Below are 20,754 nucleotides of genomic sequence, written 5' to 3' on the forward strand. Positions count from 1 at the left end.
TTTTTAGTTGTTTTGCGCGATGAGATGTTTACATTTCTCGACGATGTTTTCAACCGTAAATCCATACTCTTCAAAAAGTTTGTTTGCTGGAGCAGAGGCGCCAAAATGATCAATCGTAATTTTATCACCATGATCGCCAATGTATTCTCTCCATCCAAGTGAAGCACCTGCTTCGATGGCAAGACGCGTTTTTACTGTTTTAGGAAGGATGGATTCTTTATATTCCACAGATTGTTTCTCAAATCTGTCCCAGCTTGGCATACTAACTACTGAGACAAAAATGCCTTCTTCCTCTAGTTTCTGCTGCGCACGCATCGCAAGAGAAACTTCAGATCCCGTTGCCAGAAGCAAACCAGCTACTTCTCCTTTTGCTTGTGAAACAATGTACGCGCCCTTTTTGACCATTTCATAAGCTTCGTTTTTATCTAAAGCTAAAGTAGGCAAATCCTGGCGGGTTAGCACTAATACTGTTGGAGTATCACTGCTTTCAAATGCGATGCGCCATGCAGCAGCTGTTTCAGTTGCATCAGCAGGACGAATAACAGACAAGCCCGGCATCGCGCGAAGGGATGCTAATTGCTCAATCGGTTCATGTGTTGGACCATCCTCACCGACAGCAATACTATCATGGGTAAATACATACGTAACGGGCAATTTCATGAGTGCCGCTAGACGAATCGCCGGACGTAAGTAATCGGAGAATACAAAGAATGTAGCACCAAACACTTTCACTCCACCATGAAGCGCCATCCCATTTAGAGCTGCTCCCATTGCGAACTCCCGTACTCCAAACCAAATATTACGGGAAGCATAGCTATCTAATCCGTAATTTTTTTCAAAAGTAAGCAGTGTTTTATTTGAACCAGCCAAGTCGGCCGAACCGCCGATTAATTGTGGAATAGCCTTCGCCGCTGCATTTAGCGTTTTTCCAGAAGCCTCTCTCGTTGCGATTTTTTCGCCAGCTTGGAATTCAGGTAACTGAGCTTCCCACTGATCTGGAAGTTTGTTTGTAAAGACGCTTGCAAATTGACTCGCTAACTCTGGATATGCTTTTTGATAACTTGCAAACAGTTCATTCCATGCTTCTTCCTTTTGTTGCCCCAAGGCAGATAACTGTTTAAAATGCGTTACCACTTCCTCAGGTACAAAGAACGGTTCCTCATATTCCCATTGGTAGGATTCTTTTGTTAATCTTGTTTCTTCTGCTCCAAGCGGTGAACCATGTGATGCTGATTTACCGGCTTTATTAGGAGAACCAAATCCGATTGTGGTCTTAATTTCTATTAAACTTGGACGCTCTAGATCTGCTTTTGCAGCTTGGATAGCAGCTTGAATCGCTTCAATATCGTTCCCATCTTCCACGCGGAGAACTTGCCAGCCGTATGCAGCAAATCGGTTTTCAACACTTTCTGAAAAAGAAAGATGTAAATCTCCATCTAAAGAAATATCATTTGAATCGTATAAAACAACTAGGCGTCCAAGCTTAAGGTGTCCTGCAAGTGAAGCTGCTTCTTGCGAAACACCCTCCATTAAATCTCCATCACCACATAAACTATATGTATAATGATCAACAATATTAAATCCTTCTTTATTATATGTTTCTGCCAAATGACGTTCTGCCATCGCCATACCAACAGCCATAGCCACACCTTGTCCAAGCGGTCCAGTTGTTGCTTCCACTCCAACAGTATGACCAAACTCTGGATGCCCAGGTGTTTTGCTACCCCATTGGCGGAAATTCTTCAAGTCGTCTATCGTCATACCATAATGAAACAAGTGTAACAAACTATACAATAGCATCGAGCCGTGTCCTGCTGATAAAACAAAACGATCACGATTGAACCAGTTTGGATTTTCCGGATTGTGACTCATCTCTTTAGCCCACAACGTATAGGCCATCGGGGCTGCCCCCATCGGCATACCTGGATGTCCGGATTTCGCTTTTTCGATTGCGTCAATTGACAATGTTCGAATCGTATGAATCGCTAATTGATCCATACTTGTAGGACTTAATACTGACTTCATCTGACACTCTCCTTATCTAGTACATTTAGTTTTGATACGAAGAAATTCTTTAAACAAGAACCTCCTTCTTTCAAAACAAAAACAAGCATACTTTTAATAATCAAACATAATGAATCGTATCATAGCCCTATATTAATGTCATTCGGCGAAAAAATCAAGCGCATTTTGCACATTTTCAAACAAATACGAGCAAAAATCATCATAAAAAAAGATTTCACATAGAGTCAGAAGGTCAGAAATAAAATTCAGCCTGTTGAAACTCTATTATGAAATCTTTGATTCATCTTCTGCATTTTACTTAAGCGGTATAAACACTGATTCCCATCTCTTCAAATTGGTGGATTTGCAGTTCTGTCGCTTCAATACCAGTCACCAGTTTGTGAATTCTGTTAGATGGCGCCACAGTATGTAGCGAAATTCCCCCTATTTTAAAATGATCTGCTACGACGATAACCTCTTGTGCGGCTTCAATCATCCCGATTTTTGCCGAGACAAGCTGTTCCTCAAAATGAGTCAGACCAAATTTAGGATGGATAGCAGGTGTAGCAACAAAAGCTTTATGTACATGTAATGTCTTGAGGACTTCATTGGTAAACATCCCGTTTAACATGAAGCTTTCTGGGTATAATATACCGCCTGTCACAATCACTTTAATATCTTTAGAATCTCTAAACTCTGCGGCAATATTAATATCATTGGTGACAACTGTAATATTTGATCGTTTTGAAAGATGTTTGGCAATTTGAAGCGTCGTTGTTCCGGAATCTAAAATAATATGCTCTCCTTCATTGACCAACTCTGCTGCCCTTTTACCAATGCGCTGTTTTTCTTCAACCCTTTCGGTAACACGAACGGTAAAGGACGGCTCTGAATGTACTCCCTCAGCTAGAACCACACCGCCATGAGTTCTTCTTAACAGACCTTCTTCTCTTTCTATTTCTGATAAATCTCTGCGGATTGTAGCTTCATGGACATTAAATTCTTCGGAAAGTTGAGCGACTGAAGCCACATTATTTTTTTTAACATACTCGATGATTTTTAATTTTCGTTCAGCAGCAAGCATTTGAATCACTCCTTAACTAAAAGCGCTCTTAACTTTTATACAGATAATGTTTATTTTTGTTAGTTTATATTAAGATTATGTTTAAATCAGGAGAATTGTCAAGCCTGTAATATATTTAAATAAACGTTGTGTAAAACATGAATGTTGATTTCCACTTCAGGCACTTCGCCTTCCGCTCCAATCAACTTGCTTAAAATAAATATTTAACTTTAACACTCCCATTTTACAAAAAAAGGCTGTCGGCAAATTCGATTGGACGAATTTGCCGACAGCCTCATTTCACTCAAAACTACATTTCTAGCTATTTATCATTTCACTGCTTACTTTTGCCCGTAATAGGCAAATGCGCCATGTTTTCTAAGGTAATGCTTATCTAATAGGTTTTGATCCATTGACGGAATGGATGAGTTTAGACTAATGGTATGATGAGCCATTTTACATACTTCTTCTAAAATGACTGCGTTATGAAGTGCATCTTCGGCATTTTTCCCCCAAGCAAATGGACCATGACTATATACTAATACAGCTGGCACTTCATTTGGGTTGATCCCACGCTGATTAAAGGTTTCGACAATGACATTTCCGGTTTCTAACTCGTAGTCCCCTTTAATTTCAGCTTCAGTTAAACTGCGCGTGCACGGAACTGAACCATAAAATGTGTCAGCTTGAGTGGTACCAAGGGCTGGTAAATCTTTTGTTGCTTGTGACCAGATTGTTGCCCATGTTGAATGTGTATGAACGACTCCGCCAATATCCGGAAAGTTTTTGTACAACACTAAATGAGTGCTTGTGTCAGAAGAAGGCTTTAAACTTCCTTCAACGACATTTCCGTCCAAGTCAACGACGACTAAGTCTTCAACTTTTAGCTTTGAATATTCAATTCCACTTGGTTTAATGACCACAAGACCTGATTCTCGATCAATTCCACTTACATTTCCCCATGTAAATGTCACTAAATCATATTTTGGTAATCCTAAGTTTGCTTCTAACACTTCTTGTTTTAACTTTTCAAGCATCGCGCATCACCTTCCCTATAAGCATTTTTGATATGATTGTCAGAGCTAGATAACTAGCAATCTACTATTTTTCGTCAAATGAGATTAACACTTTGTTGAACTGTAATGTTCGATCAGCCATACCTTTTAAATACTCGCCCACTTCATTAACCTGGATTTTATGAGAAATCATTGGCTTGAACTTAAGATCACCTTTTGCCATAAAATCTAAAGTGGCTTTCCAAGAAATCCCTGGATACGGAGCGGTGTATGAATTCCATGTACCTTGAATCTTAACTTCACCGCGAAGAATATGTTCTGTTGTTTCTTCTGTTAATGGAAGATCTGAATGCGAGATGCCTATGAATACGACACGACCTTTTTTCTTTGCAGCTAAAATTGATTGCTGTTGCGTAATTTTGCTTCCTGCCGTTTCCGCAACAACATCTGCTCCACCATTCGTTAATTCGCGAATTCGTTGGACTACATTTTCTACTTTTGCATTAATCGTGATGTCTGCACCTAGTTCTTTTGCCAATTCTAGCTTTTCTTCAAAAATGTCTACGGCAATAACAGTAGTCGCTCCAAATATTTTTGCCCATTGAACTGTTAATTGGCCGATTGGACCACAACCCATGACAACCACTGATTCTCCCGGTTGAATATCAGCTTTTTGTAAGCCATGATATCCAATCGTTGCCGGCTCAATACCAGCAGCCGTTTCAAAATCAAGACGGTCATCTATGCGGAGAACATGTTGTTTTGGTGCTTTTACATACTCCGCAAAAGCGCCATTACTGCCAGTGCCAATAATGTTATAGTCTTCACATAAACCGTAATCGCTCGCTTTACAATATTGACATTCCCCACAAGGTACAAGCGGAGCAACGACAATTCGATCGCCAACCTTAACATTACTCACATTTGCGCCGATTTCCGCAACGACACCAGTGAATTCATGCCCTAAAATAAGCGGATATTTCCGAGCACCACTAATCATGGCACGCGGTACATCCGAACCACATATTCCGCAATAAACAACCTTAATTAACACTTCATTTTCATCGATTTGAGGTATATCAACTAACTCAGTTTCAAAATTTCCTAGTGAGTGTAGCACTGCTGCTTTCATTTTCCCTTCCATAACAAACCTCTCCCATCTATGCTGAGTATGAATAAGTCAGCATGAAAACTTCTCATGCTGACTAGATTATTTCTTCATTTCTAGACAACTTAATCTTTTTGGCTTCTACTGCTGTAGTAAATTGCGCCAACAATGATGACACCTTTTAATACCCGTTGAACGTGTGGAGAAACACCCATTAAGTTCAATCCATTACTTAAGACACCCATTAATAAAGCACCTAGTAAAGTACCAAAAATATGTCCACGACCACCGGCAATACTTGTTCCACCTAATACAACTGCCGCAATCGCGTCTAATTCATAGCCTTCACCAGCCATCGGTTGACCAGAAGAAAGTCTTGCTGTCATGATCAAACCACTGATGCTCGCAGTGATTCCACTTATTAAATAAACCAAAGTTTTAATTCTTTTTACCTTAACACCAGATAGACGAACCGCTTCTTCATTTCCACCAATCGCATAAATATGTCTGCCGAATGGTAAATGATTAAGAATAATATAAGCAACAATAAACACTAAAATCATGATAACTGCTGGCATTGGAATAACCTCAAACAGGTATCCTCTTCCAATAAAAGCAAATGAACTAGGTAGTCCTGATAAAGGATATCCACCTGTATACAATAGTGCTACACCACGTGCAGCCTCCATCATCGCTAAAGTAACAATGATCGCTGGAATTCTTGCATATGATACAAAAATACCGTTTATGTATCCAAGCAAGGCACCAAGCAAAATTCCGATTAATACAGCTAAGATTGGAGGTAGCCCAACATTGATCATCAAACCAGCCATAATCGTTCCAGTTAAAGCCAACACTGACCCAACTGATAAATCAATTCCACCCGTTAAGATGACAAAGGTCATACCAACAGCCAAGATTCCGTTAATTGAAACTTGTCTGATGATATTGGAAATGTTTGTTCCTGTGAAAAATTCCTCAGTGAACAAGCTAAAAAATATACATAGTACAAAAAATCCGATTAAGGTTAGAATTTCTGGATTTTTAAAGGTTTCTTTTAAATCAAACGGTTTTGCCTTATTTAACTTGATTGTCTTTGCTTCATTTTGGATTCCATTCATACTTAAACACCACCCACTGCATAGTGCATTACATTTTCTGACGTTGCTTCTTTTGCATCCAATTCTTTTAGGATTTTCCCTTTATGCATGACAAGCACTCTATCACTCATTCCTAAAATCTCAGGTAATTCCGATGAAATCATAATAATCGAAATTCCTTTATCAGCTAAATTTCTCATTAGCTTGTATATTTCTTCCTTAGCCCCAATGTCAATTCCGCGGGTAGGTTCATCAAAAATTAAAATATTACATTCGGTATTAAGCCACTTAGCTAATACAACTTTTTGTTGATTTCCCCCACTTAAATGTTTGACCTTTTGCTTTGAACTTGGGGTTTTAATCAGCAAATCTTTAATCGATTGCAAAACAAGCTCTTCTTCTTTCTTTTTATCAATAAGACCAATACCTTTTGAAAGTTTCTTAAGAATAGGCAAGGTGATATTGTTTTTGACTGTCATATCGAGAACTAATCCGTGTGTCTTTCTGCTTTCCGGCAATAAACAAATACCATGATTTAAGGCGTCGGTAGGGTTTTTGATATTGACCTTTTTCCCATTGAGAAAGACTTCCTTGTCTTTCGCATCATCAGCACCAATGAGCGCGCGAACGGTTTCTGTTCTCCCAGATCCTACTAAGCCTGCAATCCCAATAATTTCGCCTTTTTTTAATGAAAAGCTTACTTCTTTAACATGTTGATTATTGATTCTTACCACTTCTAAGAGGTTTTCAGCGTCTCTTCCTTTGGGAGCTGGTCGCTCTGGAAAAGCATTTACAATCTCTCTTCCCACCATCATTTTGACAATATCTTGTTTTGTGCAATCAGCGACTTCTCTTGTTCCGACGAATTCACCATCTCTTAAGCAAGTAAGGCGATCACACATTTGCAAGATTTCTTCCAAGTGATGAGAAATATATATAATGGTTACACCATTTGCTTTCAACGTTTCAATTAGCTCAAATAATTTATCAATTTCTTTCCCAGTTAAACTCGCAGTAGGCTCATCAAAGATTAACACTTTCGTATCAATGGCAATCGCTTTAGCAATTTCAATAAATTGCTGATTCGCAATGCTTAATCTTGCTACTGGTTTATTGAGATCAATTTTGGCATTTAACCTTTGCAGAACTTCCTCTGCGTGTTTTTTCATTTTTCTTTTGTCCAATAGACCATTTACTTTCTTCATCTCACGACCCAGAAAAATATTATCAACACCATTTAAATATGGAATTAAGCTAAACTCTTGATGGATAATGCTAATTCCTAGCTTTTGTGCTTCCTTTGGATCTCTAAATGTAACTTCATTTCCATCTAAGCGAATTTTACCTTTAGTAGGACTGTATACACCCGAAAGGATTTTCATTAATGTTGACTTGCCTGCACCGTTTTCCCCTACTAAAGCATGAACTTCACCGCGTTTTATGTTAAAACTAACGCCATTCAGTGCTTTTACCCCGGGGAATTCCTTTGTTATATTTTCTATTTCTAATATATAATCCAATGAAATCACCTTCCCCCTACTGTTATGAATGAGAGCGCTTTAAGGAAATTTCCTTAAAGCGCTCTTTTGTTGATTGATTACCAGCTAAAGCCTTTTGCATTTTCTTTAGTTTGTAATTTAACATCGATTGGAACTTCTGTTGGTACTACTTTTGCACCCCAATATTTAGCTAAAGCCATTCCAAGTCCGATTCTTACTTGGTCTCTTGGGAATTGAGCAGTAGTCGCTTTAAAGGCACCGCCTTTTAAGATTGCTTCGATTGCTTCTGGATGACCATCAACAGAGTAAAGGAATACATCACGGCCAGACGCCTCGATTGCACCAAGTGAACCTAGAGCACCCTCATCATTTACACTGAAGATTGCATTAAGATCTGGATTTGCTTGTAACATATTTTCTGTAACGCTCATTGCTTTTTCACGGTTTTGCTTACCATTTTGAGTATCTACTAATTCAATACCAGGATGTTTCGCAATAGCCGCTTTGAAACCTTCAACACGCTCTAGAATAGGCACTACAGGAATACCATCTAAGATAGCTACTTTACCTTTTCCATTTAGGTCTTTTGCCATTTGTTCACCAGCAAGTAAACCTGCATCATAGTTTTTTGAACCTACGAAAGAATCAATTGGGCCAGATGCTTGAGCGTCAACTGCTACAACAATAACGCCAGCTTTATTAGCTGCGATAACTGCACTTTCTACACCCTTACTATCAGTTGGGTTGATTAATAAAATATCTACACCTTTTTGAATCATATCTTCAATATCACTAATTTGTTTGCTAACATCATGTTGTGCATCGGCAATAATTGTTTTTGCGCCAACTGCTTTTGCTGCATCTTCAAAGGCTTCATTCATTGAAATAAAGTAAGGATTGTTCATCTCTTGGAATGACATACCAATTAATAACTCTTCGTCACTAGCTGCTTTACCTTCTGATTCTTTTTTCTCCCCACTGCTGCTGCTTTTATCAGAAGAACAACCTACTGCAACAAACATCACTGAAAAAACTAAAGCAATTAAAAATGCCAATGATTTCTTTTTCATTAGTAACCCCCGAAATGATTATTATTTTTTAATAAAGAATACCCATCAGAATTTCCTGGTTAATCCCCCCCTTCAAGTTATGAATACGTTTACATAATGATTGAAAAAAAAACAAAAAGTGCCTTATTTAACAAACCTATTATGTCAATAAAAATAAACATAATAAGTTTAATAAACAAGGCACCCATAGCCTTTATAAATTTCATACCAGCCGTAAGTATAAAATTTATAAAATATTTTATTTTCAGTCATTTACTTTAGAATATTAGTAGTTAATTAGTTTTTTAAGTTAACTAAATTATATTAACAGCACTTCCAATAGTCAAGATTATTTTTAAATTTTAGTTTAAAAATGTTCGAAAATGTTCATTTTTTACTCATTATAAAATAATGACTCTGCTTGAATAAGCTCTTTTGCGACAACAACTAATTTTTTATTGTGATCTCTACTCATTTTCTGTAGTCGTTTCATCGCTTCTGGTTCTGGTAAATTCATTCTTGTCATAAGAATGCCTTTTGCTTTTTCAACAAATTTACGTGCTTCTAGCGCCATCTTTGTGTCATTCAACTCATCTTGCAGTTTTTGTAACTCTTCAAACTTCGCCATACTAATATTGATCGCAATTTTTAATTCCTTAATATCGATCGGTTTTAGCAAATAATAGAGGACGCCTTCTTCTGTCGCTCTTTGAATTAATTTTTCATCAGAATAACCGCTTACAATGATACTCGGAATATATAATGTTTCATTTATCTTTTTAATGGCTTCGATTCCATCAAGATTTGGCATATTTATATCCATGATGACTAAATCCGGCTTTTTTTCTAGCGCGATTTCTACCGCTTTCTTTCCGTCATTAGCCTCTCCAACCACTTCATGGCCTAAATTTTCTACGTATGATTTCAACGACATTAAAATCAAGAATTCATCTTCAGCAAGAACAATTCGTAATTTTCTCATGTAATCTTCCCCACCCAAGTTAGCAATTAATTATCGAAAAATAGTTTCGTTGTAGGATTCTCTCTGTATGTATTTTTTGGTAATATAGCGTTAACCTGAAATTTACTGTCGGAATCATTTGGAGCGATACGTTCGGAATGTGTTTCCTTTTGATTAGTATAACATACATGGTTTCGTTTGATGATTGTTGTGATAATTTTTTTCTATTATGATATAAAATAGCAACAATAGTATGACACATTCATTATTATACCAAAACAAAATTCACTCTCACTTTTTATTTTAGTCTAAAATCCTACAAAAACGAACCCATCTCAAATTTTTATTTGAATAAGAAAATTACCATACGGAGGTTTAAATTGTCAAAATATTTGTTTGAAATTCAGAACTTGTCTTATCGCAGTCCTGACGGAAATATGAAAAACGTTAGTTTAAATCTTGGGTACGGAGAAATTCACGCATTGATCATTAAAAGCAGCTCCGAACAAAATGTTTTTATTAATTCCTTAATGGCTGCACAAGAAAAACATGCTGAAAAAGGAGTATTTAAATTTAAAGGTCAAATCCTTGCTAACCATAAACTCAGAAAAAATAAAATACTCATTATGCAACAAAAACCATTACTGTTTAATCACTTTTCAGTAGCCGAAAACCTTAATTATTCGGCTTTACCCACTCGAAAATTTCTCCCGTTAATCAATTGGTGGAAAGTGAGAAAAAGAGCGGAATATATCTTGAATAAATTAGATTTCCCAATTAATTATCAAACAAAATTAAATAAATTATCTGAGGAAAACAAAAGAATTGTCTATATTGCCGGGATATTCATGGAACAACCTGAAGTGATTATCATGCAAGAACCAATGGAAGGGCTTTCGGCCAATTATGCTGCCAAATTATATAATGTCCTAAAACAGTTCAAAGAAGATGGAGGCAGTATCATTTATGTTACGAAACAATGGGAGGAAGCCATCAAAGTAGCTGATCGGATTTCTATCCTATCAAAAGGAAAGATAAGAAATGAACTATCTGCAGACATCGCCAAAAGGGACCCGCAAAAATTGCTCAAAGCCATTGAAGATTACAAATATAAAGAAAACAATATCTATAAAGATGACGATACCCAAAATGTTCTTGAAGCCATTTTTAAGGCTGCTGAATTCTTAACATCTGAATATGAGCTAAAAGATGTACTGTTATTATTGGCTAAAGAAGGAATGAATGTCATGAATGCGGATGGTTGTTCGATCAAGTTAATTGACGAGCAAACATCGAGTATTATTGATGAATTTGGGATTAATGAGAAAAATTTAAAAGCCCAATTAAATAAAGAGGCGATCATGAATATCGCTAAAGGAAACGGTATATTTTATCTGAATGAAAATGATAAAGAATTTAACTTACTGTTTGAGAAAATCGAGAAGGTTAAAACCTTTATTTGCATTCCCGTCTTAATTAGGAACCAAGTGACCGGCATCATCCAGTTTTATTATGAAAACTTATATGTTTATTCAAATGAGGAGGCTAAATACTTATCGACTTTGGCCCGTCATGCTGCCATAGCGATTGAAGACACAAGATTAATCGGAAGGTCCGCCTTCTTACAGGAGAGTCATCACCGCATCAAAAATAATCTTCAATCGATTGTTGGACTCATCTATTTACAAAAAACATTTGTGAAAAACAACCCTGAAATGTCAATCGATGATGCCTTAGATAGCATTATTTCCAGAGTAAAAAGCATTGCCTCTGTCCATAATCTTTTGTCAAAAGACAAATTAGGTCGAAGTATTATTAACGTGAAAGAAATCATCGAGGCAGTGATTGACCTGATCAATACAGACCCTAACATTACCATCACGTTTGAATTAGATGATATATTAATTCCCTATAACAAAGCGACATCGATAGCACTTATCATCAATGAATTGGTGATTAATTGTTTTAAGCATGCTTTTAAAAATATGGATTTAGGTAAAATTGAGATAAAATGCAAACGAAATGATGAATTTATTTTTTTAGAAGTTAGTGATAACGGGGTAGGACTTCCGGAGAGTTTTTATTCCAAGCAAGGCGAAAGCCTCGGATTAACTATTTTACAAGGAATCGTAACCAGTGATTTAGGTGGAACGATCAATTTTGTCAGCGAGGAGACAGGCACGACCGTCGAAGTGGTCGTTCCGAACGACAGAATTTTCCACAACCTAAAATAGCCTATGACATCCATTTGTAACGGTAAAAAAGAGCCTATCTTCCCAAAAACACGGAAGATAGGCTTTTTTAAATTCATTTAAATTACCACTTAAAGTCCAAAATAACACGTTCCCAGCTTCGATGCTCGCCAGCATAATCCATTGCTTTCATAAAGTCATCGGCATTATGAATCGCATTGAATTCGGTTGGAAGAATCGCTCTCAATGTCTTTTGATAATCAACATTTTCCATTGCCGTGATAACCGCATGAAAGTCTCTGCAAGCACTGCGGCTGCTTCCTAGTAACGTTAATCCTTTTTCAAGTACATCTCGAGTATTAATTGGTACTCTTTCTTCAGATACTCCCATTAGAACTAAAGTGCCACCACGTGCTAACAGGTCAATACCTTGGTTTACAGCACTTTCGCTAAATTTTCCACCCGTACATTCTACAACTACATCCACTCTTTTTCCTGCTTTAAAATCATATTCTTGAACTAAAGCACAGTCTGCAAAGCCAAATTGGGCCAACTTCTCTGGAATCGCTCCAAACACTTTTAATCTTGAAGCATCAAGGCCATAAACATGATGAATCATCGCTGCTGTTAAATAACCAACAGGTCCATCGCCAAAAAGTGCCACTGTAGAATTTGGTGAAGTTAATTGTTCTTTAATGCGGCTCAAGGCTTGATAAGAAACGGTGCATAATTCAGATAGGACAGCAATTTCATCTGGTACAGATTCACCGATAGGAATCGCACATTCTGCTGGTACAACTAAACGGTTTTGGGCAATACCATCATAGCCACTGCCCAAAAATTTATTTTTTTCACTATAATTATCAATAAAATCTTTATCACGAAGAGGACTACATTCTTCTGTGTCTCCCTCACCTAATAAATTACCCGGTATATTAGGGACAATGACCACTTTTTGGCCGACTTTTACCTTATCTGACTTACTTTCTACCACTCTAGCAATTCCTTCATGAATCAGAGCCATCGGTAATTTCTTAGCCATTACTTCTGGACTTCTTAGCCCCATGTAATAACGCAAATCTGCATGACAAATGCTCGCTAGAATTGGTTCAACAACCACTTCTCCCTCGCGGACATTACGTTCAATAAGAACTTCCTCAACTTTACCTGGACTTAAAAGTCGAAATGTACGTGATTGAACTGCTGTCTTAGTACTATTCATTATTTCTCCCCCTAATGATAAACACGATAAGATGAAATGCGATTGTTTTTTATCATCTAAACCACGATCACTCATCTTCGTGTTTGTTTCTGCTCTTTATTGTTCATATTCACTCGATATTTATAATATACGAAGAGTTTTTTTGAGTGTCAAGTCAATAGCAAGTAAAAACAAATAAATTCAAACATATTTTTTTATAAAACAATCAGATTGCTAGAATTTACCGCTCACTTACGTTTAAAATTCTGCTCACGCTCAAAGATGTTCGTTAATACGCTCTTTTTAGACAAAAGGATTGCTCAATATTGCTCGATTCTGTTAAAATGATACAAAGCAATGTAAAGGTTTTCATGCGGGAGGGACAAGACAGATGGAAATGAAGAAGTACTCAATTGGAATTGATTATGGCTCCGAATCAGGAAGGGTTCTGGTTGTAGACATAGCAACAGGAGAAATCAAAGGGATGCAAGTCATTCCTTACAGACACGGAGTCATTACAGAAACTCTACCAAACTCAGAAATTAATATTCCAAAGGGAAGTGCTCTACAACATCCCAATGATTATATTGAAGTTTTAGAAGAAGGAGTTCCTGCGGCAATCTCAAAAGCGGGAATCAATCCAGAGCAAATAATCGGGTTAGGTATTGACGTGACGTCTTCTACATTAATACCAGTCGATCAAAACTTAATACCATTATGCTTTCACAAAGAATGGCAAGATTCACATCATGCATGGTTAAAACTTTGGAAACACCATCACACCAAAACTCAAACAGAAAAAATATATAAATTAGCAACTCAGCGAAAAGAAAAGTGGATGCGTCGGTTAGGCTACAATATCTCAGAAGAATGGGCGTTCCCTAAATTACTCGAAGTATTTGAGGAAGGAAAAGCTGTATATGACGCTACTACTTATTTTATCGAAGCAGTAGATTGGCTTGTCTCTCAGCTTACTTCAACCTTAATTAGAAACAACTGCTCATTAGGATTCAAAACTTTTTGGAATGACGAAGATGGATTTCCTGAAGAGTTCCTAAAAGAACTAGATCGTGAATTTGGTTCTACCATCCTTGACAAATTGGCTGGAGAAGTCAAAAACATTGGTTCACGTGCAGGGTATCTTTCGAAAGATTGGGCGGAGAAACTTTCACTTCCCGAAGGGTTACCAATCGCGACTGGAATTATTGATGCACATTCAGCCATACTGGGCACCGGTGTCTATCAACCTGAAACCTTCCTTATGGTCATGGGTACTTCTACTTGTCATATGATGATGCACTCTGAACTAAAAGAGGTTCCTGGAATTTCAGGGGTTATTAAGGATGGGGTTTTACCTGGCCTATATGCCTATGAAGCTGGTCAATCTGCAGTCGGTGATCTATTCGGCAGTTATGTTAAAAACCATGTTCCTAATTCTTATTACGAACAAGCTCAAGAATTAGGAGTATCTGTGTTCAACCTTTTAGAAGAGAAAGCAAGCAAGCTTATACCTGGGGAAAACGGCATGTTTGCGCTCGATTGGCATAACGGTAATCGTTCCATCTTATCTGATGCTGATTTGTCGGGCGTTTTAATTGGGCTAACCCTTCATACAAAACCTGAAGAAATTTATCGTGCCTATATGGAAAGTACGGCATTCGGTGCTAAAATCATCATCGAAACGTTCCGCGAATGGGGTATGAACGTAGCAAAAGTCGTAGCTTGTGGTGGCTTACCACAGCGTAATGCGCTGTTAATGCAAATTTATGCTGATATTCTCAATATCCCTATTCAAATTTCTCAGTCCGAATATGCACCAGCAATTGGCGCAGCAGTATTAGGAGCTGTTGCCGCTGGTGCGGAAAATGGTGGATATAGCGACATAAAAGTAGCGATTCAGCATATTGCACCGCCGTTTGAAAAGACCTACTATCCAAATGAAGAAAGTGTCGCCATTTATGAAACGCTCTTTACTCACTATAAAGATATGCATGATTATTTTGGTGTAAAACACATCAATTTAATGAGATCGCTTAAAAAGCTTCGCAATTGTTCAGCACAAACATCAAAATTAGCTTTCATTGAAAATAAATAGAATGTAAATAAAGAGCCTGACAACTGCTTTGCGGATTGACAGGCTCTTTATTTTTATTGATGATTTTTAAAAAATTACTTAAATTTGCTTTAGTAGGTATTCACAAATCTTGCTTGAACTCAATCTCACTGCGACGTAAGGGGGTTTGGTCCCTTTGGCGCCTTCAAGCGGTAGTCCGAGCCACAAAACCTTCTCGTCCAACATTACAAAGGTAAACGGAAAGCTCTGGTTTTGCCAAACATCAGCTTCGCTCCACCTGGACTCTGATATCAACGTCAATTGGCATCGTTTATCCCTGATTTGCAATTGCTGTTTCCACTCTTCTGTTAACACGGTGCCCTCCGGTAAGGAGATGAATATTGATGACTTAGCCATTTTCAAATCACGAAAAACAGGTTCCACTTTCCGCGCATGAAACCACCTGACATTTGGGTGTTGATTTTTGATCCATGAACCAATCTCTTTTGTGGTGACTGTATGATTTTCCTTAACTTGATGATCAACGAGCTGGCGTAGCGTTTTACCTTGATGGATATACTTTTCAATAAAATGTCTGTTGCTAACGTGCAGAAATTTCCCCTTCGTTCTTGTAATCGCTACATTTATCAGCCGTTCACTGTCCTTGCCTGTTAACAACATACCAGCTCTTGTTTGCGGTGCGCTATCTACCGTATCAAAAATCATGACATCGCGTTCACTTCCTTGAAATCGGTGCACAGTCGCGGCAATGATATCGATTTTACTTCGCTCTTTTTCCAACAATTCTTCTAAAAGCCATTCCATCAAATTTGCTTGAGCCCGGTATGGTGTCACATATCCAATTGATTTTGCTCCGCCAAGATAGGCCTCCTGAATTAATTGGAACGACAGCAAAAGCTGCCATAAGTTAAACCTAGAATTTGTCGCTTTATCACTGACACAATGGAAACCGGTAAAGCTCGTGTCTAAAAGCACAGCGGCTTGACCTTGAAACGGAGTGAGGTTAGCGATTGTGTGTCTACTTTTATAAACACTTTCGTGGTTTCCTACTAACGAATGGTATATGTAGCGATTTGTAAACTCCGCAATATCTGGGTGCATCCTCCGTTGTTCTTTTAACAAAAACAATTGTGGATGAAGCTTTCCTTCATGTAACGAATCCACCACGCCAGCATGATGGAACACATCCTCCTTCAGCCATTTGGCGACAAGTGGTGCCCGACTCGATGCGATTGGGGGCAATTGCTTGAAGTCACCGCAAATAATCACCCGCTTTCCTAATGAGGCAGCAAAAGCAGCATGTGGTACGTATGCCATACTCGCTTCATCGAGAATGACGACATCATAATCGGATTCATAAATCGCACTGTCACTGGCCGCCTTTGCCAGCGTCGCCCCAACAACAAACGCCTCTTTAACTAATTGAACCTCTTTTCTCCGGACCTTTTCTAAGAGTTTTGCAATTTCTATTTCTAGTTCGAGCAACTTGTCCGAATCTCGTTTGCTAAATGAATGGGTCAGATCTTGCTTGAGCGATCGCCTTTCTTCAATTAATTTTTCTCGATTATGTGCAAGTCGCGGATCCTGCTTTTCAATCAGTACATTTGTGGTGATTTCGTGATCTTGGGTCGCATCCCCCGTATTTCCCCCGTAGCGAATGACATCACCTAATCGGAATACTTTTTTCTTTTTAATAAAATCAGTCAGTTCACGCATTAATACATCAACCGCTTGATTGCTATGTGATAAAATCAAAACTTTCTTACGGCGAAAATATTTGTTTGCTGCGGTTCTTGCGAGTGTGTAGGTTTTTCCAGTACCCGGAGGTCCCCAAACAAACGTGACCGGATTGTATTTAGAGCGCAAAACGAGTTCGTGGATATTGCTGGTAATCTTTCCTGCCGGATGCTTTGTTTCTTGGGACGGATTCATCAAGCGCTTGACTCTCAGCCGCTTCTGTTTACTTTTTTTGATTTCATCCAAGCGTTGTATCAGCTGCTCAAGCAATTCCCACGGGTCATGCACGAGATACGCCTCCGACACTTGTTCACCAAGATTCTTTTCCAATCCCAGAATCATTCCCCGACCTTCTGATGAAAGCACGATACCGCTTGTTGTCACCGTACCCCATTCCAATTTTACCGTTGAGCCAATCGGTATCCTCAATGAGAATGATGTATCAAAATAATAGCTATATTGGTCGCCAACTGCTAACTGTCTTCCATTTGTAAGGGAGTACCGGCTCCCGCCAAATTTTTTCAAATGATTGATTTCCTGCTGCAATGCTTCTTGCCATTCGTTTATGTAGATTTTAAATGTGGTCATTGGTCTCCCTTTTCCGTTGGAAATTCCTTAACTAGTTTCTAGTGCCCGGTATTTCCCATTGAAGTGATGACTATTATCATATCATTTTTTTGATTGCATATCACAAATACAAAAACGGCCACGTAGGCAGATTCTACGTGACCGATATTGTTCAGCTTATTTAGATGCGTCGTTTAGCTTTAAATCAAAGCGATCAGCATTCATGACTTTTACCCAAGCGGCAATAAAATCTTGGACAAACTTCTCTTTGTTATCATCTTGGGCATAAACTTCAGAAATGGCACGGAGAACCGAGTTGGATCCGAAGACAAGATCCACTCTCGTTGCGGTCCGCACCACTTTCCCTGTTTTGCGGTCGCGCCCTTCATAGATTCCAGCTTCTGCTGGCCTCCACTCAATTCCCATATCAAGCAAGTGGACAAAGAAATCGTTAGTGAGTGTGCCTATCCGATCAGTGAATACCCCATGCTTAGTGCCTCGATAGTTTGTACCAAGCACACGCATACCGCCTATGAGCACCGTCATTTCTGGTGCAGTAAGGTTTAATAGCTGGGCTTTGTCTAAGAGGAGCTCTTCTGAACTAATCCTGTATTGCTTTTTCTGATAGTTTCGGAATCCGTCAGCAATAGGCTCGAGAACGGCAAAGCTGTCTGCATCGGTTTGCGCTTCAGTCGCATCACCACGTCCAGGCGAAAATGGTACTTTTACTTCAAAGCCGGCATTTCGAGCGGCCTTTTCAACTGCTGTACTACCACCTAGTACGATTAAATCAGCAAGACTTACTTTCTTTGTTAAAGTGCTTTGAAGGTCTTCCAATACACGAATCACTTTTTCTAGTAATTCCGGCTGATTTACTTCCCAATTTTTCTGAGGAGCGAGTCGAATCCGGGCACCATTCGCACCGCCTCGATGATCTGTGCCACGATAGGTGCTGGCGGAAGACCATGCCGTTGTAATGAGCTCACTAATGGTAAGGCCTGAGTTTAAGATTTTTTCTTTCAGCTCTTCTATTTCAGTGTTGGTTAATTCGTAATCAACAGTTGGAATAGGGTCTTGCCAAACAAGATCTTCTTCGGGAACTTCCGGACCTAAATATCTCGCTTTTGGACCCATATCCCGGTGGAGAAGTTTAAACCAAGCACGGGCAAATACATCCGCAAACTCATCTGGATTTTTATGAAAACGACGAGAAATCTTTTCGTATTCTGGGTCAAACCGCAAGGCTAAGTCAGTCGTAAACATCACCGTTTGCACCTTTACAGAAGGGTCGGCAGCATCTGGTGCCAGATCCTTCTCGTCTGGATTTACCGCAAGCCACTGAAACGCACCGGCGGGACTCTTGGTAAGCCACCATTCGTACCCAAATAATTGATCAAAATAACCATTATCCCACTGTGTCGGATTAGCTGTCCAAGAACCTTCAAGACCGCTGGTAATGGTGTCTCGGCCTATGCCACTGCCGTGCGAACTTATCCAACCTAAGCCCATCGCTTCAAGCGGTGCAGCTTCCGGTTCCGGACCAACTTTTGCAGCATCACCAGCACCATGAGCCTTACCGAAAGTATGACCACCGGCAATAAGCGCCACTGTTTCTTCATCATTCATTCCCATCCGGGCGAAAGTTTCCCGAATGTCACGGGCACTGGCAAGTGGGTCTGGTTTTCCATTTGGACCTTCAGGGTTCACATAAATAAGACCCATTTGCACAGCAGCAAGTGGATTTTCTAAATCTCGATCACCGGAATAGCGATTATCACCTAACCACTCCGACTCGGTCCCCCAGTAAATATCTTCCTCGGGATGCCAAATGTCAGCTCGTCCGGCTCCAAAACCAAATGTTTTACCACCCATCGCTTCAATCGCCACGTTACCAGCTAAAACGAGCAAGTCGGCCCAAGAAATCTTGTTACCATACTTTTGCTTTATTGGCCATAGGAGCCTGCGGGCCTTATCAAGGTTTCCATTATCGGGCCAACTGTTAAGCGGAGCAAATCGCTGTGCCCCAGTTCCGGCACCACCACGGCCATCACCAATCCGATACGTTCCGGCAGCGTGCCATGACATCCGAATAAATAAAGGTCCGTAATGTCCATAATCAGCAGGCCACCAATCTTGGCTCTTTGTCATTAAAATGCGCAGGTCTTCCTTAAGGGCAGCGTAGTCTAATTTCTTAAATTCCTCGGCATAATCAAAATCTTCTCCCAGAGGGTTCGCTTTTCTGTCATGCTGATGTAGAATGTTCAAATTCAATTGATTTGGCCACCAGTCTCGATTTGAGGTACCACTACCACTGTTACTTGTTGTCCCACCGTGAAACGGGCACTTTTCAATATTCGCATTTTCTTTAGCATCCATACGTATTTCTCCTTTCTGTTGTGAAAACCAATTAGTAGATAGTTATGCTTCTTAAGTAAGAATAAGCCCAAAAATTGCGGTTGAAATAATGAAAGTTGTTTCATTCTATTAATCTATTACGTAAAACATAAAAAATAACCCCAATTATAAGGGGTTTTAAAACTTAATATCGTGAAATCATTCGTGTTGATATTTAAATTCCGTTCCATTAATGCTTGAAAAGACGCAATCAAATAACGTATTTCAATTGATTTTTTTCTCACTCCACCTTAACAGATCAATAAACATCCTTGTAGTAAATGATTTGATGATGATGCTTAAAAACGAGTAATACCATTTCCACTTTTTTGTCCATTTAATTAATTCTGTTTTCCGCTCAGCACATAATTCGATAAGAAATGGTGGTATTGTGATAAGAAGCAGTTTGTACATTTTAGGAAATAGTTTATCTTTATAAGTTATTTGGTTATAAAAAATTGTAAAAGTAGGATATATGAATAAATCAAATAAAATGTGTGTTTTGAATACTTTTGGAAATAGCCGGATTGGATATTTTACAACCCGATACCTTAAAACGATTTTATCAATAATTTCGTTTGTAACAGCATTAAATAAATAAACAATAATCCAGTCTTTTATTGGCTTTTTTCTAAAAATCAAAGGAATTAAAATCACAAAATTAATAAGAAATGCAACCTTCAATAATTTATATTGTGTTTTATTACTAATCATCATGAACATCCTTTCCTTTTTAGAATGCTCAATATACAAATTACTTATGTGGTTTAAAAAGGAAAATGGCATCTT

Annotated in this window: 14 protein-coding genes; 2 read left to right on the top strand and 12 right to left on the bottom strand. The window is 38.6% G+C overall.

What is annotated here, in order from left to right; translation table 11 throughout:
• Positions 1-3: 3 nt before the first annotated feature.
• The 8 genes from tkt to HHO41_RS03385 form a co-directional block, all read right to left on the bottom strand.
• Entirely contained in the window at positions 4-2,025 is a 2,022-nt protein-coding gene (tkt, locus tag HHO41_RS03350) for a transketolase (RefSeq protein ID WP_169095452.1), read from the bottom strand.
• Between the two features lie 298 nt (positions 2,026-2,323).
• Entirely contained in the window at positions 2,324-3,088 is a 765-nt protein-coding gene (locus HHO41_RS03355) for a DeoR/GlpR family DNA-binding transcription regulator (RefSeq protein WP_169095454.1), read from the bottom strand.
• Positions 3,089-3,408: 320 nt separating this feature from the next.
• Positions 3,409-4,104: an L-ribulose-5-phosphate 4-epimerase gene (gene araD / locus HHO41_RS03360; protein ID WP_169095456.1), complete on the bottom strand. Its 696-nt coding sequence runs from the start codon at positions 4,102-4,104 to the stop codon at positions 3,409-3,411.
• Positions 4,105-4,168: 64 nt separating this feature from the next.
• The gene (locus tag HHO41_RS03365; protein WP_169095458.1) at positions 4,169-5,227 is read right to left on the bottom strand and encodes a galactitol-1-phosphate 5-dehydrogenase; all 1,059 of its coding nucleotides are present in this window, start codon (positions 5,225-5,227) and stop codon (positions 4,169-4,171) included.
• 89 nt (positions 5,228-5,316) lie between these two features.
• Positions 5,317-6,312, bottom strand: a complete 996-nt coding sequence (locus HHO41_RS03370; RefSeq protein WP_169095459.1) for an ABC transporter permease — start codon at positions 6,310-6,312, stop codon at positions 5,317-5,319.
• A 2-nt stretch (positions 6,313-6,314) separates the two neighbouring features.
• Entirely contained in the window at positions 6,315-7,811 is a 1,497-nt protein-coding gene (locus HHO41_RS03375) for a sugar ABC transporter ATP-binding protein (RefSeq protein WP_169095460.1), read from the bottom strand.
• Positions 7,812-7,888: 77 nt separating this feature from the next.
• Positions 7,889-8,860, bottom strand: a complete 972-nt coding sequence (locus HHO41_RS03380) for an ABC transporter substrate-binding protein (RefSeq protein WP_169095461.1) — start codon at positions 8,858-8,860, stop codon at positions 7,889-7,891.
• 373 nt (positions 8,861-9,233) lie between these two features.
• The gene (locus HHO41_RS03385) at positions 9,234-9,821 is read right to left on the bottom strand and encodes an ANTAR domain-containing response regulator (RefSeq protein WP_169095462.1); all 588 of its coding nucleotides are present in this window, start codon (positions 9,819-9,821) and stop codon (positions 9,234-9,236) included.
• Between the two features lie 359 nt (positions 9,822-10,180).
• Here HHO41_RS03385 and HHO41_RS03390 point away from each other — a divergent pair, with 359 nt between their 5' ends.
• Positions 10,181-12,034: a histidine kinase dimerization/phosphoacceptor domain -containing protein gene (locus tag HHO41_RS03390; RefSeq protein WP_169095463.1), complete on the top strand. Its 1,854-nt coding sequence runs from the start codon at positions 10,181-10,183 to the stop codon at positions 12,032-12,034.
• 82 nt (positions 12,035-12,116) lie between these two features.
• On the opposite strand, the gene HHO41_RS03395 is transcribed toward HHO41_RS03390, so the two are convergent.
• Entirely contained in the window at positions 12,117-13,214 is a 1,098-nt protein-coding gene (locus tag HHO41_RS03395) for a zinc-binding dehydrogenase (protein ID WP_169095464.1), read from the bottom strand.
• A 370-nt stretch (positions 13,215-13,584) separates the two neighbouring features.
• Here HHO41_RS03395 and HHO41_RS03400 point away from each other — a divergent pair, with 370 nt between their 5' ends.
• On the top strand, positions 13,585-15,288 hold the full coding sequence (locus tag HHO41_RS03400; RefSeq protein ID WP_248278350.1) for a ribulokinase: 1,704 nt from the start codon (positions 13,585-13,587) through the stop codon (positions 15,286-15,288).
• A gap of 78 nt (positions 15,289-15,366) precedes the next feature.
• Here the strand turns inward: HHO41_RS03400 and HHO41_RS03405 are convergent, their stop codons facing one another.
• From HHO41_RS03405 to HHO41_RS03415, 3 genes are all read right to left on the bottom strand, one after another.
• Entirely contained in the window at positions 15,367-17,592 is a 2,226-nt protein-coding gene (locus HHO41_RS03405) for an AAA domain-containing protein (RefSeq protein ID WP_169095465.1), read from the bottom strand.
• A gap of 156 nt (positions 17,593-17,748) precedes the next feature.
• A complete protein-coding gene (gene katG / locus HHO41_RS03410) occupies positions 17,749-19,947 on the bottom strand; it encodes a catalase/peroxidase HPI (protein ID WP_169095467.1) in 2,199 nt (732 codons plus the stop codon).
• A 243-nt stretch (positions 19,948-20,190) separates the two neighbouring features.
• On the bottom strand, positions 20,191-20,682 hold the full coding sequence (locus HHO41_RS03415) for a CBO0543 family protein (protein WP_248278351.1): 492 nt from the start codon (positions 20,680-20,682) through the stop codon (positions 20,191-20,193).
• Positions 20,683-20,754 lie beyond the last annotated feature (72 nt).

The organism is Bacillus sp. DNRA2 (genome assembly GCF_012843265.1).
Lineage (GTDB): Bacteria > Bacillota > Bacilli > Bacillales > Cytobacillaceae > Bacillus_BU.